The following is a 25,704-nucleotide window of genomic DNA, read 5'->3' on the forward strand; positions in this document are numbered from 1 at the left end:
CGTTCGCCTTCTGGTCCACCCTTCGGGTGTCCGCCGTGCGGCTCACAGCACCCCTTTCGTGCTGGGCATGACGTCGTCGACGATCTTGACCGCGTCGTACATCGCCCTGGCCGCGCCCTTGAAGCTGGCCTCGATGATGTGGTGGGTGTTCTTGCCCCTCAGCATCACCAGGTGCAATGTGATGCCAGAGGCCATCACGAACCCCCGCCAGAACTCCTCACACAGCTGAGGATCGAACGGCGGGTCGCCCAAGATCTTCTCGCCGGGCGGATCGATGTCGTAGTGCAGGAACGGTCGGCCGGACAGGTCGACCACAACCTCGACGGCAGCCTCGTCGAGCGGCACCGTGATGCTGGCGAAGCGCCGCACACCGGCCTTGTCGCCCATGGCCTCACGGAAAGCCTCGCCAAGTGCGATGCCGGTGTCTTCGACCGTGTGGTGGCTGTCGATCTCGATGTCGCCCCTGCACCTCAAGTAGAGGTTGAACCTGGCGTGCTTGGCCAGCTGGGCCAACATGTGGTCGAAGAACGGCAGGCCGGTCTGGACATCGACCGAGCCGGTTCCGTCGACCTCGAGCCGAAGATCGATGTCGGTCTCCTTGGTCTGGCGTTGCCTGGCGGCTGATCGCTGGGTCACGAGATCACCTCTTCGAGTGCTTCGAGGAACCGGTTGTTGTCGCCTGGTGTGCCCACCGTGACGCGCAGGCAACCCTCCAGCCGCGGCCAAGACGAGCAGTCGCGCACCAGCACCGATCGATCGACCAGCCCTTGCCAGACGTCCTTGCCCTTGCGGCCGAGAGGAGTGGTTCTGAACAGCACGAAGTTGGCCTGCGACGGCCACACCTGGAAGCCCATCTCCGACAGACGGCTGCTGATGCGGCCGCGCTCTTCGATGATGGCGGCAACGCGGGCGTTCATCTCGTCCTGGAACTGCAAGGCGATGGTGCCGGCGAGTTGTTTGGCGGTGTCGAGGTGGTAAGGCAACAACACCTTTTCCATCTCGGCGATCATCCACGACGGGCCAACCACATAACCCAGCCGGGCGCCCGCCATCGACCATGTCTTGGAGAAGGTCCGGGTCACCAGCAACGGCAGGTCGCTGTTGGCGCCACCCGACCTGGCCAACAGATCGAGGGCCGAGAAGCTGGCGAACTGGCCATAGGCCTCGTCGACCACCACCACACCAGGCGCCAGGTTCAGCGCCAGCTCAACGATCTCGACGCGCTCGGCGGTGCCCGTCGGGTTGTTGGGCGAGCACAGGAACGATATGGCAGGTGCTGCCTGAGCCAGCACACGGGTCAGTTCGGCATCTTCGAGTTCGAATTGTTCGTTGCGCTCACCCTCGACCACCTCGCACTGAACGGTGCGCGCGATTTGTCCGTGCATGGCGTAGGTCGGCTCGAAGGTTGCCACGGTGCGGCCGGCCCCTCCAAAGGTCAGGCAGATCGTCTGCAAGACCTCGTTCGAGCCGTTCGCGACCAACACCTGCGCAGGGTCAACCTGATGCATGCGGGCGATGGCAGCGCGCAGTTCGGTGGCGCCGCGGTCTGGGTACCTGTGCCACTCGATGCCGGACAAGGCGGTGGTCAGATCCAGCGTGAACTGGGCGGGCGGAGGCGTCGGCGCCTCGTTGGTGTTGAGCCTGACCTCGACATCTAGTTGGGGCGAGTGATAGCCCTCCAACACCCGCAGATCGGGGCGTACCAGCTCTGGGCGTGGGTTCACTGCAGACCCTCCTGCGCCCAGCGCTGGCGCTGCGAAACCGATGCGGCGTGGGCCCACAGTCCCTCGGCTTGGGCCAGGGCCACCACGGCGGGCGCAACGGCGTCGAAACCCTGCTTGGACACCTCGATGATGTGCATGCGCTTCTGGAAATCGTCGACCGTCAGAGCACCCGAGAACCTGGCGGTGCCGGCCGTGGGCAATACGTGGGACGGCCCGGCGACATAGTCGCCGATCGACGCCGGACCCCACGGGCCGACAAAGACGGCTCCTGCGTGCTTGACGGTGCGGGCCAAGGCCGAGGCGTTCTCGCACATCAGCTGGAGGTGCTCGGGAGCCACGCCGTCGCTGACTTCGATGGCCTGTTGCGGGCCGTCGACCAGGCATATCCAGCCATCGGATTCGAGGGTCGCAAGGGTTTCGTCTCGGCGCGGAGACATGTCGACTATGCGGGCGATGGCCTCGTCGACGGCATCGGCATGGGCCTCGTCCCATGTCACCAGCCAGGCTCGGCCGCCTGGGCCGTGTTCGGCTTGCAACACGACGTCGACCGCAGCGCTGGTTGCCGGTGTGCTGGCGTCGGCCACCACCACGATCTCGCTGGGGCCGGCGAAGGCAGACGCGATACCAACACGCCCTGCCACCTCTTGTTTTGCTGTCGCCACCCAAATGTTGCCGGGGCCGGCGATGACGTCGACCGGCCGCACCGATTGGGTGCCATATGCCATGGCGCCAACCGCTTGCACGCCGCCGATGCGCAACACCTCGGTTACGCCGCACAGGTGGGCGGCGGCAAGGACGACGTCAAGCACCGACCCGTCGGGTTTGGGCGGGGTGCAGACAACGATGTCGTCCACACCCGCGGCCCGAGCGGGCAGCACGGTCATCAGAACCGTCGACGGATAGGCGGCCAGGCCGCCCGGCACATACACGCCCGCACGCTCCACCGGCTGGGGTATCGATTCGATCGCGATACCGCCGCTGTCGACGCGGTGGCTGGATGCGTCCTCGTGACGATGAAACTCGAGGATGCGGTCGTGAGCCAGCCTCAAGGCGTCGAGCAACGCGGGGTCGAGCCTGCTGGCGGCAGCCTCGATATCGGCCACGGGCACCCGCAGGTCGTCTATGTCGACCCCATCGAAGCGGGCCGTCAGCTCTCTGACGGCTTCGTCACCGCGGGTGGCTACCTCGTCGAGGAGGTTGCGCACAGCGTTGGTGGGCGCGTCGATCGACAGATCGGGACGAGGCAACAGAGCCGCCAGGTCGCCGGTTTTTCCACGCAGATCGAGGCGCCTCAACACGAAGGTCGATCGTATCGCCCTGCCTCGTCACCCCAGACCGCCTTTTCCCACCCCACCGCGAACCGAAGTGTCTGTCCCCGGCGCCCCTAGAGGGGCGCCGAGGGACGCCACCTCGGCCCGAGGGTGTCAGGCGACGCAACGGGTATAGCCATCGACCTCGAAACCGGACACGGTGTGATCTATCCAGACCTGGCGCCCCCGGATCGGGTCGGTGTACACGTTGTCGACCTGCAGCCAGATGCCGTCAGCCAGCGCCGGCCGAGACCTCAGCTCGGCATCGGGGTCGGCGGCCGGCGACCAACCGAACGGGGTGATGGTGGTCAACTCGGTCGAGCCCGGGCCGCCGCCTTGCCTCCGAAGCCCGGGCGGGCAGAAGGCCAGCATCGACTCGCCAGGATGTGCGAGGCCGGTTGCCGGGCCCAGATCGACGGCGCCGAAGCCAACGACGAGCCGCACGCCCTCGCCCCCGTTGTCGACGATCACATCGTCGACCTCGCTGACCGCCGCCCCGCCTACGGCCAGGTCAACCGATCCGAAGTTGAACAAGGCACCGTCGCTGGTGGTCAACAGATATCCGTTGCCGTCCGGCGTGGCACCAAACCCTGTGATCTCGGCCGTCGAACCCGCCGGCAAAACACCAGGAACCGACCCGAAATATGCGGCATCGCCGAAGGCGAACACCCCGCCATCGGAGGCCGCCATCCAGTACCCGCGACCGGTCGGCGTGGCCGCTGCGTCGACGATGGGGCTGGCCAGCCGAGTACCCGGCGCCAAGACACCCGGGATCGATCCGAGGAATGGGGCGTCGCCGAACGCGAACACTCCCCCGTCTTCAGCGAACAACCAGTAGCCGCGACCCGTCGGCGTGGCGACGACGGCCACAACCGGCTCGTCGATGATGATTCCACCCATGCCCCCGAGGTACGGCGCCCCGCCCATGGAATAGACGCCGCCACCGCGATCCACCCACCATGTGCCGCCTCCTGGCCGGAGGGTCCGGTCTGAGATCGGGATGATCGCGGCGTCGTGAGGCTGAGCGCCGACCAATTCGACCGGCCGCACTGCCTGGCCTGGCTCAGCAACCAGCCCAATCGCGGGGTAGCCACGCTCGGTGCGCAACACCACGGGGCCCGCGCCGACCAATCGGCGTTCGATCAGCACGGCGAAGGAGTAGCGGCTCCCCTGGGCGGTGCACACGGGCGCTTGCGGATAGTTGGTGAACTCGAAATGGAGCCCGTCGAAGGTCTCCTCGACCGAGGTCAAGTTGGTCTCGGGGCAACCGCCCACGCCGGTTGTTACGACGACCGCGAACTGCGTCATTGGGTCGAACTGTGTTGGTTGGCCACCGAATCGCCAGGCGTCCGCCAGATGGGCAGGGGTGCCATAAACCTCGATGAGCCCATCACCTGCGCCGTTGTAGCCGGGATCGGGGAAGACCTCGCCCACCACAGTCCATCCATCACCCGAGGGCTGAGGTGGTTCCGGCTCGGGATTGGGCGCCACACCCAAGCACACATAGTTGGTGTCGACCCCGTCGAAGATCGCCGAGATGTCGACCGCTGAGTTCGCGTCGAAGTTCGACTGATAGATCTCGATGATCGCCTTGTCGTGCGCCGCGTTTGCGGGGCTCATCCCCCATACGCCCAGATCGACGAGTTGACTGAACCGCGACGACAAGAGATCGTGTTCGGCCTCGAGTCGGGCCCATGGGGTACCGGAGGCGACGACCTCGAAGCGGTCGGCCAGGTTGCGACTGACCGCGCCGACGCCGACCCGGCGCTCGAGCTCGGCGAGATACGCCGCCCGCTGGGTCTCGGTCTCCACGTCGATAACGATGCGGTCTCGCAGCCGATCGATGCGGCCGATGAACGGCACGCCCACCGCTTGTGCGATCGAGAACGGTGTTTCACCGACGTTCTGCACGACCGACATCTGTGATTCCTCTGCCGGAGTGAACGCCCCGAAACCTGGGACATAGCGGTTCTCGACCACGCCGGCCCACACCTCGGCCTCAGCGTGGCTGTAGCCCACCTCGGCACGGGTGCGCTGAATCTGCTGCAACAAAGGGTCGGGCGAGGCCTCGTCGACCAGCTGGGCCTCGGGCCAATAGTCGCCACACCGATCCAGCTCGGCCAGTGTTACAGGCTGGTCGCCTGCGGCAGCACCAGTTGTGAGGCCTGGCCCCAGAGCGAGAAGACCGACCACCACGCACAGTGCTAGCACCCACCGTTTCATGAACTCAGAGTAGTCGTAGGAGCTGCTGTCACCAAGGCGTGTAACAATGCCCGGGTGTCCACCTCCAGCGCAGAACTCGGATCGATCTCGACTTTGCTCGACGAACTGCGCAATCGGGTGACCGTGGCCGCCGACTCGATGGTCGACACCGACAAGGAAGACATCGCCGCCGAGCTCTACGAGGTCGACCGGGCCCTGCGTATGGCGATTCGACGCCTGGACAAGGCGTCGCGATCGCTACGGTGACTCGAAAGCGCTGGGGCAGAAGTCGTTCAGGACGCAGTCGTCACAGGCCGGTTTCTTGGCAAAACACACTCGGCGTCCGTGCAAGATGAGCCGCAGCGCGAAGTCTCCCCGCTCGCCCACCGGCACCATCGGGTTGAGTTCGGCTTCGATCTTGTCGGGATCCTGCAAGGTGGTCAGCCCCAGTCTCTGAGCCACTCGCCTCACATGGGTGTCGACGGGCAAGCCCGGAAGATCGAACGACACCGTGCGGATCAGATTGCCCGTCTTGCGCCCAACTCCGGGCAGAGCCGCCAGTTCGTCGATGCCGGTGGGCACCTCTCCCCCATGGTTGTCGAGCAACGCCCTGGCCATTCCCAACAGGCTTCGGGCCTTGTTCTTGTAGAACCCGGTCGACCGCACCATCTCCTGCAGTTCGGTCTCGTCGGCGCCGGCGAGGGCCTGGGCGCTTGGGTAGCGGTCGAACAAGGCCGGCGTCACCATGTTGACGCGAGCGTCGGTGCACTGGGCAGACAGGATGGTTGCCACCAGCAGCTCGAACGGGTTGCGGTGATCGAGCTCGACCACCGCTTCGTACTCTGCGGCCAGACGCTGATGCGCGAGCTTGGCTCGGCCCTTGGGCGATCGGGGCTTTCCCATCGGTCGAGACGCTAGCTCACACCGGGCAGCCCCGACCCGGATAGCCTCGACTGGGTGAGCGAAACGATCGACATAGCGGTGGGCGCCGATGCGACCGGGCCGCTGTTCGAGCTGAACGCTGCGGGCCACAGTGCAACCGGCATCGCCGCTGCGGTGCGAGAGATCGCCCGTTCACACCTGGCACCCACCTGGGTTGACCACCCCGATCAAGCCCAGGGCGACCTAGACCAGGCGATGCGAAGCATTGGTCTCGAGGCCCAGAGAGACCTGTGGAAGCTCGAGGTGAATCTGCCTCCGGTCGGGGGTTTCGAGGCTGCCGAGGGGCTCGACATCAGGGCCTTTCGGGTAGGCAACGACGAGGCCGAGTGGGTCGGGGTCAACAACCGGGCCTTTGCCTGGCATCGCGAACAGGGCGGCTGGACTGTCGAACAGGTGAGCCAACGCGAGGCCGAGCCATGGTTCGACCCTGAAGGGTTCCTGATTCACGAGGTCGACGGCGCCATCGCCGGTTTCTGCTGGACGAAGATCCATGACGATGAGACCCCGCCTGCGGGTGAGATCTACGTGATAGGGGTCGACCCCGCCCATCACGGCAAGGGCCTCGGGCGAGCCATGACCGTTGCCGGTCTGAGGTCTATCCAGTCGCGGGGATACGACCGAGCCATCCTCTACGTCGATGCCGACAACACCCCCGCGGCCAAGTTGTACGAGTCGCTCGGCTTCACGACCGAAACCGTTCGGCGACTGTACGTACCGATCGGCTAGGGAGCCCGTCCACTAGCCGGTTCGTGTGGTTTGGTTCGGTGGTTTGCCGGCCGGTCTTCGTTGTCGTGGTGGTGGTTTGGTCCATTCGCTGATGACGGTGCCGTGGCTGTCCTCGAGTCGCCACTGGTCCGGTGTGCCTCCCATGAAGAGTCGGTTGCCGTTTTGGTGCAACCGGTCGTGATGATGCGGGCACAACAGCGCCAGGTTGTCGAGGTCGGTCGATCCGCCGTGTTCGCGATGGTGCAGGTGGTGGGCTTCGCATCGTGTGGCTTCGGTGTTGCAGTGTTTCCATCTGCATGTGCCGTCGCGTATGGCTAGGGCCAGTTTCTGTGTTGGTGTGGCGTATTCGACGTCATATGCCAGATCCAGCAGCCGCCTGTCTGCCTGCTGAAACCACGCATTGATCTGGGCTCGGCACAGCATCGAGCGTGCGATCGATGCCGGTATCTGGATTCCATCAAGGGTGTAGGCCAGCCCGTCCGGCCTTGCGAGTTGGTCGATGTCGACGATCAGGTTCACGCAACCAGCGGCCCGTTCCCGGGTGTCTGCGGTGGGGTCGGCTTGGTCGGCTGCTGGGAGGAGGCCGTCTGTCAGCATGCTGGCGATGACGTCAGCACCCCGTTGTTGGTGGCTGCGACGCTTCTTGGGGTCTGTGATGGTTCGCATGTCGTGATGAAACGCAGCACGCTCACGGCGGTCGTACTCGGCTTTCAACGCAGCACCAGTGACCGGGTCCAATGTGGCGTTGAACCAGATCATGTCGTCACCGTCGATCCCACAAGACCCACGCCTGCGTCGACGCTGACGCGCCAGCCGCTCGTCAGGATCCTCACGGGTTTGTTCGCGTTCGGCCTCACGAACCGCCGCCCTGGTCTCGTCAGCCGACTGGCCGATCGCTTCTGCCAAGAGTCGGGCTTTGATGTCGTCGGGCAGGTCGGTGTTGGTCAGGTAATCGGCTTGCTCGGAGTTGATGTCCCCAGCCTCCAACGCCTCGGCAACATCGGGATTGGTCGCTAGACGCCGCGACCTGGCTTCGGCCTCGCGTTGGGCCTTACGCGACGGAGCAGGCGGCCCAGGGTCCGGCTTGGACCCAGACCCAGCCTCGTCCTCGCTCCCGGTATCGGAGTCAGACTCCTTGCCTTTGCGGTTCGCGGCCCTCTGGCGGGCCTTGGTCAACGCGTGCAACAGCCGGGCCTCGTGGCCATCCAAACGAGCACGCACACGACGAACGCCACCAAGCTCGGCCTCGAGCCCGGCCACATCCATCACCTCAAGTTGCTCGGCGCCGCTAAGCACCACCCGCACCTCTGTCACGCCACAAACCCTAAACAGGGGGTAGGACACTCAACCCAAACCCACCCAGCAGCGGCGCCAGAACCCCAGTTGTCGCTAAGAGCCGGACGCTAGGAGACCTGTACTCCCAGGAGCTTGCCTATGAAGTAGCTGGCCAACGCGGCACCGGCGGCGATTGCGACCTGCCTGGCGGCGGTGCGCACGATCGACCGACCGGTCTGTGTCGCAAGAATCGCGCCGATGAGCGCCGCCGAGGTCAATGCGATGGCCACCGACGCAATAACTGCCGCTGTTCCGCCGGCGAAAAACCAGGGCACCAACGGCAGGATCGCACCTATGGAGAAGGCGACGAAGGACGAGGAGGCCGCCCCCATTGGCGAGGCCAAGTCGTCTGGCGACACACCCAACTCCTCGCGGGTGTGCACCTCGAGCGCGATGTCGGGGTTGCTCATCAACGAGCGGGCGATCGATGCGGCCTGCTCGGGGTCTAGCCCTCGCTCGACATAGAGCTCGGCCAACTCTTCGATCTCGTGCTCGGGCTCGTTGGCATGGGCCTCACGCTCGCGTTTGATCTCGGCCTCGACCAGCTCGTTCTGGGCCTGCATCGACACATACTCGCCGGCGGCCATCGAGACAGCTCCTGCCAGCAGACCCACGAAACCGGTGACCCGAACCGTCGATGAAGCGATGTCGGCACCGGCGACTCCGAGAATCAGGAGCGTGTTGGAAACCAGCCCGTCGCTGGCGCCGAACACGGCGGCCCGGATGTTGCCTCCCTGGACATCGCGATGGTGGTCGTGCATGTGATGGCTCACCCAACGAACTGTAACCGCTGTCCCTGGGTAGTCTGCCCCTTGATGGCCCAAGCACCCGACCCCGACGAGCAGGGGCGCGAACTCCCCTCGAATCCTTCGCTGTACGACCTGAATCGTGACGAGTTGGCCTCGCTTCTGGACGGCGAACCGAGGTTCCGCCTCGACCAGCTGTGGTCTGGTTTGTACGAGAAACTGCTCGACCCCGCCGACATCTCCAATCTGCCCAAGACCCTGCGCGGAGCGATAGAGGGCCTGTTGCCGCCCGGCCTGTTACAGGTGCGCCGCTCGGTGAGCCGTGACGGAGGCACCATCAAGTTCCTGTGGCAACTGCGCGACGGGTTCCTCATCGAGACCGTCCTGATGCACTACGACGACCGAACGACCGTCTGCATCTCGAGCCAAGCCGGATGTGCGATGGCGTGCGGATTCTGTGCCACCGGCCAAGCCGGATTCGATCGGCATCTGACCGTCGGGGAAATCGTCGAGCAGGTGATTCGTGCAGGCCAAGAGGCCCGCAAGGTCGACCGTCGCGTCGACAACGTCGTCTTCATGGGCATGGGCGAACCCCTGGCCAACTTCGAGCCCGTAGCGGCATCGATCGAGCGCATGAACACCGACCTCGGAATCGGAGCCAGACACCTGACCGTCTCGACCGTCGGAGTTGTGCCGGGCATCGAACGCTTCACCGACCTCGGTACCCAGGTGGGGCTGGCCGTGTCGCTGCACGCGGCCAACGACACCAAGCGCGACCAGCTGGTGCCGCTGAACCGGCGGTACCCCCTGGCCGATCTGGCTCGGGCCTGCCAGAGGTATGTCCAGACCACCCACCGGCGGCTGTCGTTCGAGTGGGCGATGATCGACGGTGTAAACGACACACAACAAGACGCTGCCGAACTGGCCGCCTATGCCGCCCCGCTGCGCGCCCATGTCAACCTGATACCGCTGAACCGCACCCCTGGCTACCCGACCACGGGCTCGTCGATGGACACGATCTTCGAGTTCCGCGACCGGCTCAAGGCCGGCGGCGTCAACGCAACCGTGCGCCGCAATCGCGGAACAGACATAGACGCGGCCTGTGGGCAGCTGAAGGCCGAACACCGCATAGGGCGTCGCTGAACGCAACCGCGCGCTTTGCTGGCACACTGTTTGGCCCATGGACGGAATTCGTTGGTTCAATCCCAGCCAGCCCCAGACCCTGCAGGGTGCGGTGGTGCTGTCTTACTTCAACGCCTTCTTCTCGTTGTTCAGCGTTGGTGTACTGGCCCGCATCACCGGAATTCCGGGATCGATCATCTTCTTGGCGCTCATCGCTCAGGCCGCCGGAGCTGTTGGCGTGGCCAGCGAGCGCAAGATCGGCTACATGGTGGCCATCGGCGGGTCATCGGTGATGACTCTGGTAGACCTGCTGGTCGTGCTCGACGACGGCATCTTCGGCCTGTCACTGATCGGCCTGATGTTCTCCGCGGCGCTGATGACCCTGCTGCTGCACGACCAGACCCGCAGCTATGCGCGCATATGGTTTCGCTGACCCTCGACTGAAAGACTGAGACACATGGCAGCTACAGAGATCAACGGCCTCGACGACCTCGAATCACGGGTCGGTTCACACCTCGGCTACAGCGAATGGCACAACGTCAGCCAGGAGCAGGTGAACACGTTTGCCGACGCCACGGGTGATCACCAGTGGATTCACATCGACGTAGAGCGGGCCAAGGCCGGCCCCTTCGGAGGCCCCATCGCACACGGCTATCTCACCCTGTCGCTGGCGCCGATGCTGATGGCCGAGATCATGACCGTCAAGGGCGTCGCAATGGGCGTCAACTACGGAGCCGACAAGATCCGCTTCATGTCACCGGTGCCGGTTGGTTCCAACGTCAGGGCCGGAGCAGAGGTAGTCAGCGTCGACCGCTTCGACGGTGGTGCCCAGTACAAGATCAAGATGACCTTCGAGGTCGAAGGCACAGAAAAGCCTGCCTGCGTCGCCGAGGTCATCTACCGGGTATATGCCTGACATTCCGTCCTCCCCCGTCACCGACGAGGGGCTCCTGGAGGGCGAAGCCAAGGCGTCGGCCGTCAGGTCGATGTTCGACCGCATCGCCCCAAGGTACGACCGCGTCAATCGGATAATGACCTTCGGTATCGACGTGCGATGGCGTCGTCGCACGGTCGAGCGCTTGGGTTTGAGTCAGGGTTCGCTGGTGCTCGACATAGCTGCGGGCACCGGCGACCTGTGCAACGACTTGGCGTCGGCGGGTCACCATCCCATTGGCGTCGACTTCTCGATGGGCATGATGCAAGCCCGGCGAACGACCGCCCAGATGGTCCAGGGCGACGCCCTGAGCCTTCCGGTCGCGGACGCGTCCGTCGACGGCGTGGTCTGTGGCTTCGCACTGCGAAACTTCGTCGACCTGCCAAGCTTCTTCACCGAGTTGGGCCGAGTCGTGCGCCCCGGGGGCCGCATCGCACTGGTAGACGCGGCCGAACCGCGCAACCCCGTCGCCCGCTTTGGCCACGGCATCTACTTCGGCAAGGTGGTTCCGTGGGTGGGTGGTGTGCTGTCAGACAAAAGCGCATACGCCTATCTGCCCAAATCGCTGGCGTACCTGCCCCCGGTCGACGAGATGCTGGCCGACCTGCGGCGGGCCGGCTTCGCCGACGCCGAGTGGAAAGCTCTCACTTTCGGAGCAGCCCAGATGCTGACCGGTACCCGAACAGGCGATTCCGGCTAGCTCACCGGGTCCGCTGTGCCCCACTTCATGCTGGTGTGGAAGTGGATGCGGAACCACACGTAGGCGCCGAGACCGGCCAATATCGGCAGCCAATAGCTGACGAGCCGGTATGCCAGGGTTGCCAGAACCGCCCGGCCCGGGCTGACGCCCGACGCAATCAGGGCCGCAGTGAGGCCTGCTTCGACGAACCCCAGCCCGCCCGGTGTGATGGGCACCATCGTCAACACCGCTCCGGCCACATAGGCCAGCAGCACCAGCGACACCCTGTGCTCGTCGCCGACGGCAACCAGTGCCGCCAACAGCGCGTAGAAGTCGAACAGCCACTTGGCCACCGATGCCGCCGCGGCCTGGGGCCACCGGCGACCGATCGACGAAAGAACCGCATCTCGCTCTGTGACCAGCCGTTCAGGCAGGGCCACAGTGCCTGGCTTGCTCGGATGGATGCGTTCGATTGTTCGCCCCGCCAGCCGCAGCAACCTGGACGACCGGGCCAGCACCACGGTGACTATGCCCAACGCCACGAACAGGCCCGCACCTATCCAAGCGGCCTTGGCGATCGAGTTCGGAACCGGCATGCCGGCCCAGATCGCCGGTATCGACAACACGGGCAGCACGAACAGCGACGCGGTCGTCATCAAAGACATCGCGGTCAGAGCAGCCGCGGCGGCCGCCGGATCGTTTCCTGCGACCTGCAACATGCGGAACTGCAGGGCCCCACCGGCAGCCGCGCCACCGGGCACGACCCTGCTGAACGCGTTCGACGCGAGTTGCGAGGTGATCAGCTCGAACCAGCCGGCATCGCGAAAGGCCAGGCGCTGCAGATACCAGACGGCAGCGAAGCTGATGATCTGGGCACCCAGCATCAGAGCAAACCAGCCGGGGGCGATGTTCGACAGCCGCGGCCACGCCTGCATCACCTCGGTCAGCGATGGAGCCACCAGATACAAAGCGACGGCCGAGACGATCAACATCATCACCCGGCCGCGCGAGAACGCCCCAGGCGACTGACGTTCGATGGGCTCGGCCACGCGCGACACCGTAGTAAAACCCGGCGCATCGCGTCCGGTGGGGGTCAGATCGCCAACCCGATCGAGTACAGAACCGCCACCGCCAGCTGCAGCCGACCGGTGGCAGCCAGCACGGCGATCAGATCGCGACCCTTGACCCCGCCGAGCACCGACCTGGCCGGGGCCAAGGCCAGCGGAGCGGCCAGGAGCCCCAACAGTGCCCATGGGCGGTCGATGGCCGAAACCCCGATAGCGGCAAAGGAAGCAGCCAGGGTGGCCACGTAGAACTTCCTGGTTCCGGGGTCGCCGAGCCGCACCGCCAGCGTTCGCTTGCCGGCCTCGGCGTCGCCTGGGATGTCGCGCAGGTTGTTGGTTATCAGCATCGCCACCGACAGCAGACCAACGGCAGTCGCAGCGGGCCACGAGACCCAATCGATCTGCTCGGTCTGCACATACGTGGTTCCGACGGTGGCCACCAGACCGAAGAAGACGAACACGAACACCTCGCCCAGGCCCATGTATCCATAAGGCGACGGTCCGCCGGTGTACAGCCAACCGGCCGCGATGGCCGTGGCCCCTATCGCCAGTAGCCACCAGGTGGTGAGGGCGGCCAGCAACAGTCCGAACACCGCCGCGACCCCGAACCACAACAGCGCTGCGGTCTTGACCGCCTTGGGTGTGGCCACTTTGGACGCGACCAGGCGCATCGGCCCGACCCGAACCTCATCGGTTCCTCTGATGCCGTCGGAGTAGTCGTTGGCGTAGTTGGTGGCGATCTGAAGAGCCAGGGCCACCACTGCGGCCAGCGCGGCCCGCCCCCAGATCGGGCCGTCACCGCCAATGGCAACGCCGGTTCCGACGGCAACGGGCACTATGGCCGCAGGCAGAGTCCTGGGTCGTGCAGCCTCGACCCAGTGCTCGAGCGAAGTTCCAGCCAGATTCAGCGCTCAGCCGATCTGCTTGAACGAAATCAGGCCGCCGCCGTCGATGACGATCGACTGGCCCGTGATCCAGCTGCCGGCCTCAGAAGCCAGGAACACGGCCATGGCGGCCATGTCGAACGGCTCTCCCAGCCTCTTCATCGGGTACGCCTGGGCGACCTGGTGGCCCTTTTCGCCCTCCCACAGCATGCGGGCGAAGTCGGTCTTGACCAGCCCGGGGCAGATCGCGTTGACGTTGGCCTGGGGTCCCATCTCGGCGGCGAGTTGCTTGGTGAGATGGATCAGCGCGGCCTTGGTGATGTCGTAGGCACCGATGGCCGGATTGGTCGAGAATCCACCGACCGAAGAGATGTTGACCACCGAGCAGCCGCCATCGCTGTCTTTCATGTACGCGTCCCAAACCGCCTTGCTCCACATCAGTGGAGCGCTGACGTTGACGTGCCAGGTCTTGTTCCAGCGCGGCATGTCGATGTCGATGGTCGGGCCGGCGTAGGGGTTGGCGCCTGCGTTGTTGACCATGATGTCGATGCGGCCGTAGTCGTTCATCAACGTCGAGACGACGTCGGCGATGAAGTCTTCATCTCCGGCGTTGCCGGCCTTCCAGACACACCCGTGTCCGATCTCTTCGGCCGCAGCCTCGCAGCCCTCGGGTTTGCGCGAAACGATCATCACCTGAGCGCCCGAAGCGGCGTACTCGGCCGCAATGGCCTTTCCGATGCCCTTGGATCCGCCAGTGACTATCGCGACCTTGCCATCGAGTCGAAGTTCCATGGCCGAGACTGTATCCGGCCCGTCGCTCCGGTCAGCTAACCGGTGCGCCTCACCTGCCGACTACAACACTGGAACCTGCGATATACAACCCTTTCGCCACCCGACACCCGCTTGAGCCCACCGGTCTCTAACTTGGAGTCTCGATGCATCACCTCAACCGAACATCCCGACAGGCCCTCGCCATGGTCGTGGCCCTGCTGGCACTGGCCGGCGCCTGCTCGGGCGGCGATAACGAACTGAGTTCGCCGACCACCGTCATCGTCGTCGACGACCCGGGCGACCAGACCCAATCCGACGAAGGTTCGGTCGAACTGCCCACCGTCGACGACTCGGATTCGGCAACGAGCCAGGCGAGCACTACCTCAGAAGGTGCCGCGACCTCCGAGCAGCTGGGCTCAGACGACACATCCACCGACGACACGACCGCCGGCAGCGACGCCAGCTTCACGTCCAGCCCACCGCCCACGGGCGAGAAGAAGGGCTGCCCAGAGGGCATGGTGCTGGTCGGCAGCAACGGCGAGGAGCCGATCTGTGAGCAGCCTGGCAGCGGGTGCCCAGACCCCTACAACCGCCTGATCGGTGGCGTCGACGGCGCAGCACTGTGTCAAGACGACCAGGGCAACGTGGTGCGGGTTTACCCGGACGGCACGGTCACGCCAGACACATCGGTGCCCTTCAACGGTCCTGTATGCCGTCGCACCGACGCCGACGGCAACATCGTCGAGCTGAGCCTGGGCGACGACCAGGCAACATGTGAAGCCCGCGGTGGCGAGTACCTGCCGAACGGCCTCTGACGCCAGCCTTCCGCACGGAGTTCTACCAGCGGCCTCGATGAACGATTTCGTCCAGCGGCCGTTTGGCGCGCCGGCTGGAGCGCCCGGATTCGTCTTGTGACGGCGCCGGGTGGCCGATGGCGATGGTGCCCACGGCCTGGCGCCCTGCGGGCACGCCAAATGCCTCGGCGATTGCGGTGGCATGGTCGAACAGGCCGAAGAACAACACCCCCAGGCCCGCATCCAGGGCGGCTAGCTGCAGCGCCAGCGCCGCCATCGACGCGTCGACCAGCCAATAGGGCGTGCTCCATGCATCGGCGCCGGCCCCAAGGCCAGTGCGGGCCTTGTCGGGCTCGGAGTAGCGGCTGACATAAGCGTCCGCGTTCGCGTATACGACCACCAGTACCGGGGCTTGAAACAGGCCCTGCCACCGAAACCGTTCACGGCCCTCCGGCGAGAACGTCGTAGACCAATACAGTTCGACGGCCTCTGGGGTGTCCAGTACCAGGAAGTCGAAACCCTGCGAGTTACCGGCAGAGGGCACCCGCCTGGCGGTGTCCAGCAGCTGGTCGAGCAGCGGCCGTGCGATCGGGTCGGGCAGGTAGGCCCGGGTCATGCGCCTGCGCCGCATCAGGGCGGCGAAGTGCGACTCGGGGTTCAGAGCTGCTTCTCGAGGAGTTCGGACATCGCCCACCCGAACATGATGACGCAATCGCCGTTGGAGCAGTCGACACCGTCGAACAGCTCGAGCAGCTCGCCCTCGAGGTCGTCCTTGGTCGACTCGTGGTCGATGACCGAGTTGGGGATACCGGCGCCGGTGACTCGGAACTCGCGCTTGGCGTACTCGCCCGAGGGGGCAAGGCGCTTGTGCAGGCGCTGGCCCCAGGCTCGATCTTCGCCCGAGGCCTTGTAGCCGACGCGCGGGACGACGTCCTCGAACAGCGAGAAGGCCTCGACCCCGCCGACCTCGCCCAGGCAGCCGCCGTAGAGCACATCCTCGTCTGGAAACGCCAGCACGGCCCGGCGAAGCTGCTCGCCAACCAGCGCCCGCATCACGGTGCCACGCTTTGAGTTTCGGCGCACCACGGCAGTACCGATGAGTATCGCCGGGGTGCCACCGACCCGCTCGAGGGTGAACATCGAGAAGCCGTTGAGCTTGCCCGACTCACGCACCCGGCTGACCAGAACCCAGCGCCCGATCTCGGCGCGAACCCAGTCTTCGTCGTGAACAGCCGCTGCCTCGGATACCAGCTCGGCGATTTCGGCGATCTCGTCGTCGGACAGAGCTGTGCAGTCCTTAGTGTCGACCTCGTTGGCCATGTGGAACCAGTCCCCCAGGGAATGCGATGTTCAGATGCCAGCCCGGCCACGCCATAGCGACGCGGCCACAAGGCCGATCATTCTAGCGCTGCCAGCCCTAGAGGTAGACGCCGGGGCCTTCTGGTCTTGCGCCCGGCTGTTGTGGCCCCCGAACACCCTGGGGCAGGGCCGGCTGGCGCATCTGGTCGAGCTGCTGGCGCGCAGCCATCTGCTGGGCGAACAGCGCCGCCTGGATGCCGTGGAACAGGCCTTCGAGCCAGCCGACCAGCTGTGCCTGGGCGATTCGCAGCTCGGCCTCGGTCGGGATGTCTCCCTGCTCGAACGGATCGGTCAGGCGGTCGAGCTCTTCTCGCAGGTCGGGCGACAGAGCAGCCGAGAGCTCTCGGATAGAGGTGTCGTACACCTGCGCCAGCCGCTCGCGCCCGGCCTCGTCAAGCGGCGCCTGTCTGACCTCTTCGAGAAGCTGCTTGATCATCGCCCCGATCCGCATGACCTTCGCTGGCTCGGATATCGACTCGAGCTGTTCCTCGACATCGTCTTGCGGCTGGTCGTGGTCGGTAGGAACGACCTCGGGTATCTCGGCGTCGGTCATGTTCGCAATGTAGCGACTCGGGCGCCGGCTATGCGCTGAGTCAGACCGCGGCCCGGCCGTTCAGGCTGTCGACGTTCACCCTCCGTCGGCGACTGTGGCCACCAATGGAACCAGCATCTCGGCGCTGGTGAGGCCTCCGTGGCGGCCGATCAACTCGATGTTTCCGCTGTCGGCCGGGTCGTCGAAAGCGACCGGTTCGCACGCCACCAAGGCCACGTCCCCGAACCTCCGCCGAGCGTGCGAGGCGACTCGTGGCCCGAACCAGTTCTCGTCGATCACCTGCTCGACCGGGGCAACCCACGCCAACTCTGAGTAGAGGTCGTTGCACATGTCGGCCAAGTCGGCGGCCCGTCCAGGACGAGCGTGAAGCCACCTGAAGCGTGCCTCGCCCGATTGAAAGCTCGTGGCCGCCAGAACTTCGGGGGCGAGAGCGACGTTGTTGTCGCCCACATACATCTGGCCGTGGTCGGCGGTGACCACGACGGCGGTGCCCGGTGCGGCAGCGTCGATGACGGAGGCCACGAGGTGATCGGCGAAGGCCATCTCGTCCAGATACGCACGGCCAAGACCCTCGAAGTGAGCAACCTTGTCGATGCCGTCGTAGTACGCGTAGACAAACGGTGCCCCAGCGGCCGTCAACTCGGCCACACGCGACACGATCGAGGACGGCACCGCCCAAGGACACCACCGAGCACCACGCAGGTGGGCGTCGGTGAAGCCGGTCCACTCGAACTCGGCTTTGGTCACCACCGGAACCGACATGCCCATGAACGGACGCACCGGCTGGAACTCTTCTGCAGGAACCCTGCGGCGGGCATCTCCGCCTTCGTCGTGGCGCCACCTCAAAGCGTTCAGGACGGTGCCCGAGTCTGCGATCCGATACCCGATCACCCCGTGCTCGCCGGGGGCCGTGCCCGTGGTGATCGATGTCAAAGCCGCGGCCGTGGTGCTGGGGCACACGGTCGTGATGGGTCCGCCCACCATCGCCGAAACGGTCGGCATGACATCGGCGTGTGAGCGCAGCTGCTGCCACCCCAGCCCGTCCAGAACCAGCAGCACACATCGCTTGGCGTCCCATGCCGGCTGGGGCAGCCACTGGGGCCGGACGGGAGGGCGCCCCAACAATGTGGGAACTATCTCCGAAACGCACGCGGCGCCATAGTCGGGAAGTGTCGGGGCTTGGGCTGGCATCGACCAAGTGAACCACGGGTGACGCCAATGGGTACGATAAAGCCCCATGTCGGTGTCGACCCGCGGCGACTATGCCTGTCGTGCCTTGCTTTCACTCGCTCTCCACGAGACCGGGTGCCCGACGTCGGTGCGCGACATCGCGGAGCGAACCGACCTCCCCCAGCCATACCTCGAGCAGATCCTGCTGTCGCTGAAGGGGGCGGGGCTGGTCCGCTCGAAGCGCGGAGTCGGCGGCGGATACCTGCTGGCCCGCGACCCGGCCGACATAACCATCGGCGCCATCGTCAGCGCTGTCGACGGCCCCATCGGCCTGGGCGATTTCGGATTGCCCCACCAGGACGGCGCTTGCAACCACGAGGGTCAGTGTGTGTTGCTGGCGGTGTGGTCCGAGACCGGCAAGGCCATGAGAAGCATGCTCGACTCTTACACGCTGGCCGACGTGGCCGAGATGGCTCGAGGCCAAAGGGCGTGGCCTGCCTGAGGGCCCTCAGCCCTGATCGGTGCTGCGCAGCCTCAACCGGGCCAGCACGGCCACCATGTCGGCAGGCAGGGGTGAATCGAACCTCACCACATCGCCCGACGACGGGTGCTCGAACGCCAGCGACGCCGCGTGCAGCATCACGCGCCCGGCCCCGAACGAGTCGGGCCGCCCATAGGTGACATCGCCCATCACCGGGGCGCCGATGGCTGCCAGGTGCACGCGTATCTGGTGGGTTCGGCCCGTTTCGAGGTGGCACTCGACATGCGATGCCTCGATCGGGTCGTCGAAGTGGGCCAACTCTTGATAGTGGGTCCGTGCGGGCTTGCCGTCGTAGCTGATGGCCATCTTGGTGCGAGATCTGCGACTGCGACCGATGGGCGCATCGACCACACCCCGCGACGGAGTCGGACGCCCCGAACAGATCGCTTCGTAGCGCCGAGTCACCGACCGGTCGCTCAGCTGGGCCACCAGATCGTCGTAGGCATCTTCGTTGCGGGCCACCACCAGCAGGCCCGAGGTATCGCGATCAAGCCTGTGAACGATGCCAGGCCGGTTGGGGTCTCCGACATCGGCCAGGTCTGGGTAGCGCGCCAACATGGCGTTTACCAGGGTGTCGTCGTGGTGGCCGGCCCCGGGGTGCACGACCAGGCCGGGCGCCTTGTCGATGACGACCACGTCGTCGTCCTCGTGCACCACGACCAGATCGATTGATGCGTTGGCGGCTGGGGTCTCGTCGACCTCGGCTTCGGCGTCGTATTCGATGCACACCCTGTCGTCGGTGCTGACCCTGGCGACACGCTCGGAGGGCACCGCGCCGTTGATGGTTACCTTGCCCTGCTCGATCAGTGGCTTCACCGCAGATCTGCTGAGCCCGGTGACCAGCGCCACGACGCGGTCCAGCCGTTCGCCGTCGAGCGAGGACGGAATGGTCTCTTCGATCATGCCGGCGCCTCGTCGTCTGCGTCGGCCGCTGCGGCCGCGTCGGGCAGCGTGTTGCGCTCGTTCAGCCAAGACAGCACGACCAACCAGATGCCGCCGATGACGATGCCCATGTCGGCGACGTTGAATATCGGCCACCACTGGAAGTCGATGAAATCGACCACGGCCCCGCGCAACCATCCTTCGCCACGGAACAACCGATCGAGCAGGTTGCCGATGGCTCCGCCGACGATGGCCGAGTAGGCGACCAGCGGCCAGCCCGGGTCGATCCGTTTGCGGTACCAGATGAGTCCGCCCAGGATGCCGATGATCAGCACACCCAGGATCACGCCGGCGCCCTCGCCGGCCGAAAACGACATGCCCGTGTTGCTGGTGAGGAAGAATCGCAGGGTCCACACCACATCGACGGGTCCGTCGGCCAACGCCGCCTGGGCCCAGAACTTCGTTGCCTGGTCGGCGATGACGACCGCGCCGGCGATGCTCGCCAGTTTCAGATCGGCCGCTCGGCTCATGGACATCTGCTCACTTCTGCCGGCCAAGGCGGCCGCCGGGGACGGGCGCCTCAGCGCCAGTTCATGCCCCGGCTCTTCTCGTCGACGCGCATGTCTGCCTGGGGAATGGCTTCGAGCCGCTCGCGAGGGATGGGAAGGCCAGACACCACGGACAGGCCATAGGTACCGGCTTCGATTCGCTCCAGAGCGGCATCGATGTCGGAAACGGCCTGACGGGCCTGAGCCGACATCGCCAGATCGCGCTCGCGCTCGACGGCGATCGAATCGCCCTCGCCAGATTCGTCATCGAACTGAACGTCGCCCGGCTCGCGTTCGGCTGCCAACTGATCGGCCTCGGCCTGGAGTTGCTCGGCATGGCGCGTGTAGCGGGCGCGCTCGGCCAGCAGCGCCTGGCGCTGCTGCTCGAGAAACTCGTCGTCGAAGGGATAGTCGTCGGACGCTGCCACTGAACCTCGTTTGGTCTGGGCCTTCTTGGCCGGTGCTTTCTTCGAAGATGACCTGTCGGCCGGCGCCTTGGTGTTTGCAGCGGTAGGGGCGGCCTTCTTCGCGGTTGTCTTCTTTGCTGCGGTGGTCTTGCTCGCTGCGCTCTTCGTAGCCGCCGTCTTCTTGGCTGGGCTCTTCTTGGCGCTCGTCTTCTTGGCCGGGCTCTTCTTGGCTGGGCTCTTTTCGGCCGCAACCTTGTTGCTCGATGCCGACTTCTTGGAGGCCGCCGTCTTGGAGGCCGCGGACTTCCCAGTAGTGGTGGTCCGCCCCGCTGCGGCTTTCTTCGCTGACGCCATGTGGTGGCCTTTCTGTCACCCACGCCGTTCTCCCCACGGCGAGGCGCGATGGCCGCGGAAGTGTAGGGAATGACGGGCGCGATTCCAATACACCTCTCGACGTCATGTATACGAAGGCGTCGAACGCCGCCCGCCCTGCTGCCTGGCCCGATGCGCCGACCCGAACGGGACCGGGCACTCAGAGCCCTTCTGCCGTCAACCGGTTTGCAGCTGGGAAGCTCTCGAAGCAGCCGCCGTTGCGATCGTCCTGATCGGGGCCACCGGAGTCTGGACACCACGCAGCGCCTGCCCCTCGGCCGAACCGCCCAACGCCGATCTGAGGGCATTCGCGATGCCGCGGCGCCGATGGCCCGGGTCGACCACGACGATCCCCTGGCCACTTCCGCGAGCGGTGGCCACGCCCAGCAACTCCGAGCCGCAGGCGGCAACCACGGTCCTGTTGGGGTCTGTGGCCAGTTGCCTACCGACCACTCCGTTGCGGACGACCGGAAGGGCCGACCTGACTACGCCCGATGTGTCCTCACATCGGCGCATCAGGCGCTCGAATGCGCCGACATCGCTAGACCTGAACGGCCTGACGTCTACCACCCCTCCGTCCGCCAGCGTCACCTCGGTGGGGGCGGGCTCGTTCGTCAACGTGGCGGCGAGCACACTCACCAACGCCTCGACTCGAGCGGCCTCCGTGTAGCTGAAGCGCGGGTTGTCGCGTGTGAGCACGACGAACGCATCTGGCTCCGACCACTTGACCGGAACAGCCAACGACCATTCGGATGGCCCGCCTAGCGACGGAACCGTTGGCACTTCGACCTGGGCGGCGCACCGGCTTTCGAGCGCACGCCTCGCGGCGTCGTGACTGCGGGCGGCACGTCCGGTCACCACTGCTATTCGGTCGCACCGCACGACCCGGCTGGCGGCGTCTGTGAGCCACCTTGCCGGTTCGTCGAACCGCGACGCGGAGCGCAGGGCTGCGGCAGCCACCTGAAACGACTTGGCGATGACGTCGGAGCGCTCGTTAGCTGAGGCCGACCTCACGTCGGTGACCTTGAATCCACGGTCATTGAGGGTGGCGGCAAGCGCCTCGGCGTCGTTGCCGGGCGCTACCTCGACGAGAAGCTCGTCGGCACGAACCTGACCATCGATCGTCTGCACGTCGAACTCACAGATGTTGGCGTCGGCCGCAGCGAAGGCTCGTGCGATCGCCGCCAGCGAACCGGGAGCGTCGGTCAGTTCGATTCGAAAGCGGTACAGGTTCATGCCAGGAACCTTGAACGACGCTTGTGTCGGTTGTGTAAACGAGATGAAAACTCCACCTCGTCCATAGCTCCGCGACCGTCCCCTACCGTTCCGACTGGTTAGCCGAAGCCGAGGCGCATCGAGGTGCCAGAAACGGCTGAGGTAATGGGACCGGCACGACGTCACTCGGGCGATAGCCTTGACGGTTGGTTTTCCAGCCCGATTTCGGGTGCCTACTAGACAGCGAACGAGCGAGACGATGAGCGACGCAGCACCGTACCCACACGTGCCCTCGAGAGCCGACTTCCCGGCCATCGAGCGTCGAATTCTCGCCGGGTGGGAAAAGGGCGACACGTTCGAGAAGTCGCTCGATCAGCACCGGAACCACGACGAAGAGTTCGTGTTCTATGACGGTCCGCCGTTCGCAAACGGTCTCCCCCACCACGGCCATCTCCTGACGGGTTATGTCAAGGACGTGGTGCCTCGGTACCAGACGATGAAGGGCAACCTGGTCGAACGCCGCTTTGGTTGGGACTGTCACGGCCTGCCCGCCGAGATGGAAACCGAACAGGAACTCGGCGTGTCAGGGCGGGCCGCCATCAACGAATACGGCATCGACCGTTTCAACGACGCGTGCCGTACGTCGGTGATGAAGTACACGAACGAGTGGCGCGAGACCGTAACCCGCCAGGCTCGTTGGGTCGACTTCGACAACGACTACAAGACCATGGACACGCCGTACATGGAATCGGTCATGTGGGCGTTCCAGCAGCTCTACCAAAAGGGCCTCATCTACAAGGCCTACCGGGTGATGCCCTATAGCTGGGGCGCAGAAACCCCTCTGTCGAACTTCGAGATCCGCCTCGACGACGCCACCCGGCCACGCCAGGACCCGGCGGTCACCGTTGCCTTCGACCTCGAACCGATCGAAGGCGACCCCGCCAGCCCCAACGGCACCCCGTTGCGCATCCTGGCTTGGACCACCACACCATGGACCCTGCCGTCGAACCTGGCGCTGGCCGTGGGGCCGGAGGTCGACTACTCGATCGTCGATGTCGAGGGCGACCTGTACATCCTGGGTACCGAGGCGTTGCCCAAATACGCACCCCAGATCGGCGACGAACCAAACGTTGTGGGCGCCCTCACTGGTGCAGACCTGGTTGGCAGGCGCTTCAAGCCGCTCATGCCCTACTTCGCTGATCGTGACGACGCGTTTCGGGTGCTGGGTGCCGACTTCGTCGACACCGCAGAAGGAACCGGCGTGGTTCACATGGCTCCTGGCTTCGGCGAGGACGACCAGAACCTGTGCGAGGCCAACGGCATCGAGATCGGTCGCGCCGTTCCGGTGGACGACCAGGGCCGATTCACCGACGACGTCCCCGAGTGGGCAGGCCAGAACGTGTTCGAGGCCAACCCCGACATCATCAGGCACCTGAAGGAGCTGGGGCGCATCGTGCGCCACGACAGCTACGAGCACAACTATCCACACTGCTGGCGCACCGACACGCCCATCATCTACAAGGCCATCTCTTCGTGGTACGTCCGCGTCACCGAGATCCGCGACCGGCTGATGGAGCTGAACCAGCAGATCAACTGGGTGCCCGACAACGTCAAGAACGGCCGCTTCGGAATGTGGCTGGCGGGGGCTCGTGATTGGTCGATCAGCCGCAACCGATTCTGGGGCTCGCCGATACCGGTTTGGGAGTCTGACGACCCCCAGTATCCACGCATCGACGTGTACGGCAGCCTCGACGAGCTCGAGCGCGACTTCGGCGTGCGCCTGGACGACCTGCACCGACCCACCATCGACCAGTTGACCCGCCCGAACCCCGATGACCCGACTGGCAAGTCGATGATGCGCCGGGTGCCCGAGGTGCTCGACTGCTGGTTCGAGTCGGGATCGATGCCCTTCGCCCAGGTGCACTATCCGTTCGAGAACAAGGAGTGGTTCGAAGACCACTTCCCTGCCGACTTCATCGTCGAATACATCAATCAGACCCGTGGGTGGTTCTACACACTGCATGTGCTGGCCGGTGCGTTGTTCGACAAGCCGGCGTTCCAGAACGTCATCTGCCACGGCATCTTGTTGGCAGAAGACGGCAACAAGCTGTCGAAGCGCTTGCGCAACTACACCGAGCCCACCGAGATCTTCGAGAACCAGGGTTCCGACGCACTTCGCTGGTACTTCATGTCGACCAACATCGTGCGCGGCGGCGACACCCGCATCAGCGACAGTGGCATCGACGATGTCGTTCGCCAGGTTCTGATCCCGATCTGGAACAGCTACTCGTTCTTCACCCTTTACGCCAACATCGACGGCTACAAGGCCAGCGTCCGCACCGACAGTCAAGAACTGCTCGACCGCTACATCCTGGCCAAGACCCACGAGCTGGTCGCCGAGGTGACCAATCGGATGGACGCATACGACCTGCCCGGCGCTGCGGCCGAGATACAGGCTTACATCGACGCGCTCAACAACTGGTACATCCGCCGCAGCCGCGATCGCTTCTGGGCGCCCGCGGCCGAGACCAGCGCCCATAAGGACGACGCATACGACACCCTGTACACGGCTCTCACCACGCTGTGCCGGGTCGCTGCGCCGTTGCTTCCGATGATCACCGAGGAGATCTACGGCGGGCTCACCGGAGGCCAGTCGGTCCACCTGACGTCGTGGCCTTCGCTCGACGAGCTCCCATCCGATCCAGACCTGGTCGACCACATGGACCGCGTTCGCGACGTCGCATCGGTGGGCCTGCGCCTACGAGAAGACGCCGGCCTGCGCGTACGCCTTCCGCTTTCGAAGCTGACCGTGGCCGGCCACCGCGCCAGCAACCTCGACGAGCTGAGGTCGTTGATCGCCGACGAGCTGAACGTCAAGCAGGTCGAACTGTTCGACGAGATCGGCGATCTCGCCGAGTTCGTCCTGAAGCCCAACGGCAAGGTGCTCGGCCCGGTGCTGGGCGGCGATGTGCAGGTTGTCTTTGGCGCCGCCAAGCGCGGAGAGTGGAGCGCGAACAGCGATGGCACAGTCACGGTGGCCGGCCGAACGCTGACACCCGATCAGTTCGAGCTGGGTCTGGTGGCCCGCGAAGGCACCGCGGCTGCGGGCCTTCGGACCAACGATGCGGTCGTGGTCCTCGACACCGAGGTGACCCCCGAGCTGGAAGCAGAAGGCCAGGCCCGCGACCTGATCAGACACATCCAACAGATCCGCAAGGACCTGGATCTGGCCGTGACCGACCGCATCGAGGTGACCATCGCTGCCGACGCGTCTGTGGTGTCGGTCGTCGACGCTTACCGCAAGATGATCGCCGGCGCGGTTCTTGCCGACTCGGTGGCCATCTCGGATGAGCCTGTCACCGACGCCAAGTTGGTGAAGGTGGGCGGCGCCCAGGCAAGCCTGGGCGTCGCCAAGGCCTGAGGC

The 25,704-nt window shown here is 65.3% G+C and carries 27 protein-coding genes; 9 read left to right on the top strand and 18 right to left on the bottom strand.

Features of this window, described 5'->3' with window-relative positions; genetic code table 11:
• Positions 1–42: 42 nt before the first annotated feature.
• The 4 genes from hisB to R2770_21295 form a co-directional block, all read right to left on the bottom strand.
• Positions 43–636: an imidazoleglycerol-phosphate dehydratase HisB gene (hisB, locus tag R2770_21280; protein MEZ5282996.1), complete on the bottom strand. Its 594-nt coding sequence runs from the start codon at positions 634–636 to the stop codon at positions 43–45.
• Positions 633–1,724, bottom strand: a complete 1,092-nt coding sequence (gene hisC, locus R2770_21285) for a histidinol-phosphate transaminase (GenBank protein ID MEZ5282997.1) — start codon at positions 1,722–1,724, stop codon at positions 633–635. Before hisC ends, hisB begins: the two co-directional genes overlap by 4 nt.
• A complete protein-coding gene (hisD, locus tag R2770_21290; protein MEZ5282998.1) occupies positions 1,721–3,022 on the bottom strand; it encodes a histidinol dehydrogenase in 1,302 nt (433 codons plus the stop codon). Before hisD ends, hisC begins: the two co-directional genes overlap by 4 nt.
• A gap of 126 nt (positions 3,023–3,148) precedes the next feature.
• The gene (locus tag R2770_21295; protein MEZ5282999.1) at positions 3,149–5,257 is read right to left on the bottom strand and encodes a hypothetical protein; all 2,109 of its coding nucleotides are present in this window, start codon (positions 5,255–5,257) and stop codon (positions 3,149–3,151) included.
• A gap of 54 nt (positions 5,258–5,311) precedes the next feature.
• Here R2770_21295 and R2770_21300 point away from each other — a divergent pair, with 54 nt between their 5' ends.
• Positions 5,312–5,503, top strand: a complete 192-nt coding sequence (locus tag R2770_21300) for a hypothetical protein (protein ID MEZ5283000.1) — start codon at positions 5,312–5,314, stop codon at positions 5,501–5,503.
• On the opposite strand, the gene nth is transcribed toward R2770_21300, so the two are convergent.
• Positions 5,495–6,139: an endonuclease III gene (gene nth, locus R2770_21305; GenBank protein MEZ5283001.1), complete on the bottom strand. Its 645-nt coding sequence runs from the start codon at positions 6,137–6,139 to the stop codon at positions 5,495–5,497. The two genes, R2770_21300 and nth, sit on opposite strands and share 9 nt — an antisense overlap.
• 54 nt (positions 6,140–6,193) lie before the next feature.
• Here nth and mshD point away from each other — a divergent pair, with 54 nt between their 5' ends.
• Positions 6,194–6,904: a mycothiol synthase gene (mshD, locus tag R2770_21310; protein ID MEZ5283002.1), complete on the top strand. Its 711-nt coding sequence runs from the start codon at positions 6,194–6,196 to the stop codon at positions 6,902–6,904.
• 12 nt (positions 6,905–6,916) lie between these two features.
• Here mshD and R2770_21315 read toward each other — a convergent pair whose 3' ends face one another.
• A complete protein-coding gene (locus tag R2770_21315) occupies positions 6,917–8,218 on the bottom strand; it encodes a hypothetical protein (GenBank protein ID MEZ5283003.1) in 1,302 nt (433 codons plus the stop codon).
• A gap of 89 nt (positions 8,219–8,307) precedes the next feature.
• Positions 8,308–9,012 carry a VIT1/CCC1 transporter family protein gene (locus tag R2770_21320; GenBank protein MEZ5283004.1) on the bottom strand — a complete coding sequence of 235 codons (705 nt, stop codon included), beginning with the start codon at positions 9,010–9,012 and terminating at the stop codon, positions 8,308–8,310.
• Positions 9,013–9,054: 42 nt separating this feature from the next.
• Between R2770_21320 and rlmN the strand changes: the two genes are divergently transcribed.
• Genes rlmN through R2770_21340 form a run of 4 tightly spaced genes read left to right on the top strand, consistent with a single transcriptional unit; the run spans position 9,055 to position 11,741 of the window.
• Entirely contained in the window at positions 9,055–10,128 is a 1,074-nt protein-coding gene (gene rlmN / locus R2770_21325) for a 23S rRNA (adenine(2503)-C(2))-methyltransferase RlmN (GenBank protein MEZ5283005.1), read from the top strand.
• Between the two features lie 37 nt (positions 10,129–10,165).
• Positions 10,166–10,540 carry a hypothetical protein gene (locus R2770_21330; protein MEZ5283006.1) on the top strand — a complete coding sequence of 125 codons (375 nt, stop codon included), beginning with the start codon at positions 10,166–10,168 and terminating at the stop codon, positions 10,538–10,540.
• 24 nt (positions 10,541–10,564) lie between these two features.
• A complete protein-coding gene (locus R2770_21335) occupies positions 10,565–11,023 on the top strand; it encodes a MaoC family dehydratase (protein ID MEZ5283007.1) in 459 nt (152 codons plus the stop codon).
• Positions 11,016–11,741, top strand: coding sequence for a ubiquinone/menaquinone biosynthesis methyltransferase (locus R2770_21340; GenBank protein ID MEZ5283008.1), 726 nt, complete (start codon positions 11,016–11,018; stop codon positions 11,739–11,741). Before R2770_21335 ends, R2770_21340 begins: the two co-directional genes overlap by 8 nt.
• Here R2770_21340 and R2770_21345 read toward each other — a convergent pair.
• Genes R2770_21345 through R2770_21355 form a run of 3 tightly spaced genes read right to left on the bottom strand, consistent with a single transcriptional unit; the run spans position 11,738 to position 14,460 of the window.
• Complete coding sequence (locus tag R2770_21345; protein MEZ5283009.1) at positions 11,738–12,769, bottom strand: lysylphosphatidylglycerol synthase transmembrane domain-containing protein; 1,032 nt, start codon at positions 12,767–12,769, stop codon at positions 11,738–11,740. The two genes, R2770_21340 and R2770_21345, sit on opposite strands and share 4 nt — an antisense overlap.
• Before the next feature lie 44 nt (positions 12,770–12,813).
• Entirely contained in the window at positions 12,814–13,692 is an 879-nt protein-coding gene (locus tag R2770_21350; protein MEZ5283010.1) for a 1,4-dihydroxy-2-naphthoate polyprenyltransferase, read from the bottom strand.
• Between the two features lie 3 nt (positions 13,693–13,695).
• A complete protein-coding gene (locus R2770_21355; protein MEZ5283011.1) occupies positions 13,696–14,460 on the bottom strand; it encodes an SDR family oxidoreductase in 765 nt (254 codons plus the stop codon).
• Positions 14,461–14,603: 143 nt separating this feature from the next.
• Here R2770_21355 and R2770_21360 point away from each other — a divergent pair, with 143 nt between their 5' ends.
• Complete coding sequence (locus tag R2770_21360) at positions 14,604–15,254, top strand: hypothetical protein (protein ID MEZ5283012.1); 651 nt, start codon at positions 14,604–14,606, stop codon at positions 15,252–15,254.
• 22 nt (positions 15,255–15,276) lie between these two features.
• Here the strand turns inward: R2770_21360 and R2770_21365 are convergent, their stop codons facing one another.
• The 4 genes from R2770_21365 to R2770_21380 all read right to left on the bottom strand — a co-directional run bounded on the left by R2770_21365 (position 15,277) and on the right by R2770_21380 (position 18,336).
• A complete protein-coding gene (locus tag R2770_21365; GenBank protein MEZ5283013.1) occupies positions 15,277–15,927 on the bottom strand; it encodes a nitroreductase family protein in 651 nt (216 codons plus the stop codon).
• The gene (locus R2770_21370; protein ID MEZ5283014.1) at positions 15,891–16,553 is read right to left on the bottom strand and encodes a hypothetical protein; all 663 of its coding nucleotides are present in this window, start codon (positions 16,551–16,553) and stop codon (positions 15,891–15,893) included. The genes R2770_21365 and R2770_21370 overlap by 37 nt, the downstream gene beginning before the upstream one ends.
• A 97-nt stretch (positions 16,554–16,650) precedes the next feature.
• Positions 16,651–17,145 carry a bacterial proteasome activator family protein gene (locus R2770_21375; GenBank protein MEZ5283015.1) on the bottom strand — a complete coding sequence of 165 codons (495 nt, stop codon included), beginning with the start codon at positions 17,143–17,145 and terminating at the stop codon, positions 16,651–16,653.
• A 75-nt stretch (positions 17,146–17,220) separates the two neighbouring features.
• Entirely contained in the window at positions 17,221–18,336 is a 1,116-nt protein-coding gene (locus tag R2770_21380) for an alkaline phosphatase family protein (protein ID MEZ5283016.1), read from the bottom strand.
• 46 nt (positions 18,337–18,382) lie between these two features.
• Here R2770_21380 and R2770_21385 point away from each other — a divergent pair, with 46 nt between their 5' ends.
• A complete protein-coding gene (locus R2770_21385; protein MEZ5283017.1) occupies positions 18,383–18,817 on the top strand; it encodes an Rrf2 family transcriptional regulator in 435 nt (144 codons plus the stop codon).
• Positions 18,818–18,823: 6 nt separating this feature from the next.
• On the opposite strand, the gene R2770_21390 is transcribed toward R2770_21385, so the two are convergent.
• The 4 genes from R2770_21390 to R2770_21405 form a co-directional block, all read right to left on the bottom strand.
• Positions 18,824–19,759: an RluA family pseudouridine synthase gene (locus R2770_21390; protein ID MEZ5283018.1), complete on the bottom strand. Its 936-nt coding sequence runs from the start codon at positions 19,757–19,759 to the stop codon at positions 18,824–18,826.
• Positions 19,756–20,274 carry a signal peptidase II gene (gene lspA, locus R2770_21395; GenBank protein MEZ5283019.1) on the bottom strand — a complete coding sequence of 173 codons (519 nt, stop codon included), beginning with the start codon at positions 20,272–20,274 and terminating at the stop codon, positions 19,756–19,758. Before lspA ends, R2770_21390 begins: the two co-directional genes overlap by 4 nt.
• Positions 20,275–20,318: 44 nt before the next feature.
• A complete protein-coding gene (locus R2770_21400; GenBank protein ID MEZ5283020.1) occupies positions 20,319–21,047 on the bottom strand; it encodes a histone H1-like repetitive region-containing protein in 729 nt (242 codons plus the stop codon).
• Positions 21,048–21,242: 195 nt separating this feature from the next.
• Positions 21,243–22,301, bottom strand: a complete 1,059-nt coding sequence (locus R2770_21405; GenBank protein MEZ5283021.1) for a hypothetical protein — start codon at positions 22,299–22,301, stop codon at positions 21,243–21,245.
• Between the two features lie 238 nt (positions 22,302–22,539).
• Here R2770_21405 and ileS point away from each other — a divergent pair, with 238 nt between their 5' ends.
• Positions 22,540–25,701, top strand: coding sequence for an isoleucine--tRNA ligase (ileS, locus tag R2770_21410; protein MEZ5283022.1), 3,162 nt, complete (start codon positions 22,540–22,542; stop codon positions 25,699–25,701).
• The last annotated feature ends 3 nt before the right edge of the window (positions 25,702–25,704 follow it).

It is taken from the genome of Acidimicrobiales bacterium (assembly GCA_041394185.1).
Classification (GTDB): Bacteria; Actinomycetota; Acidimicrobiia; order Acidimicrobiales; family Poriferisodalaceae; genus JAAETH01.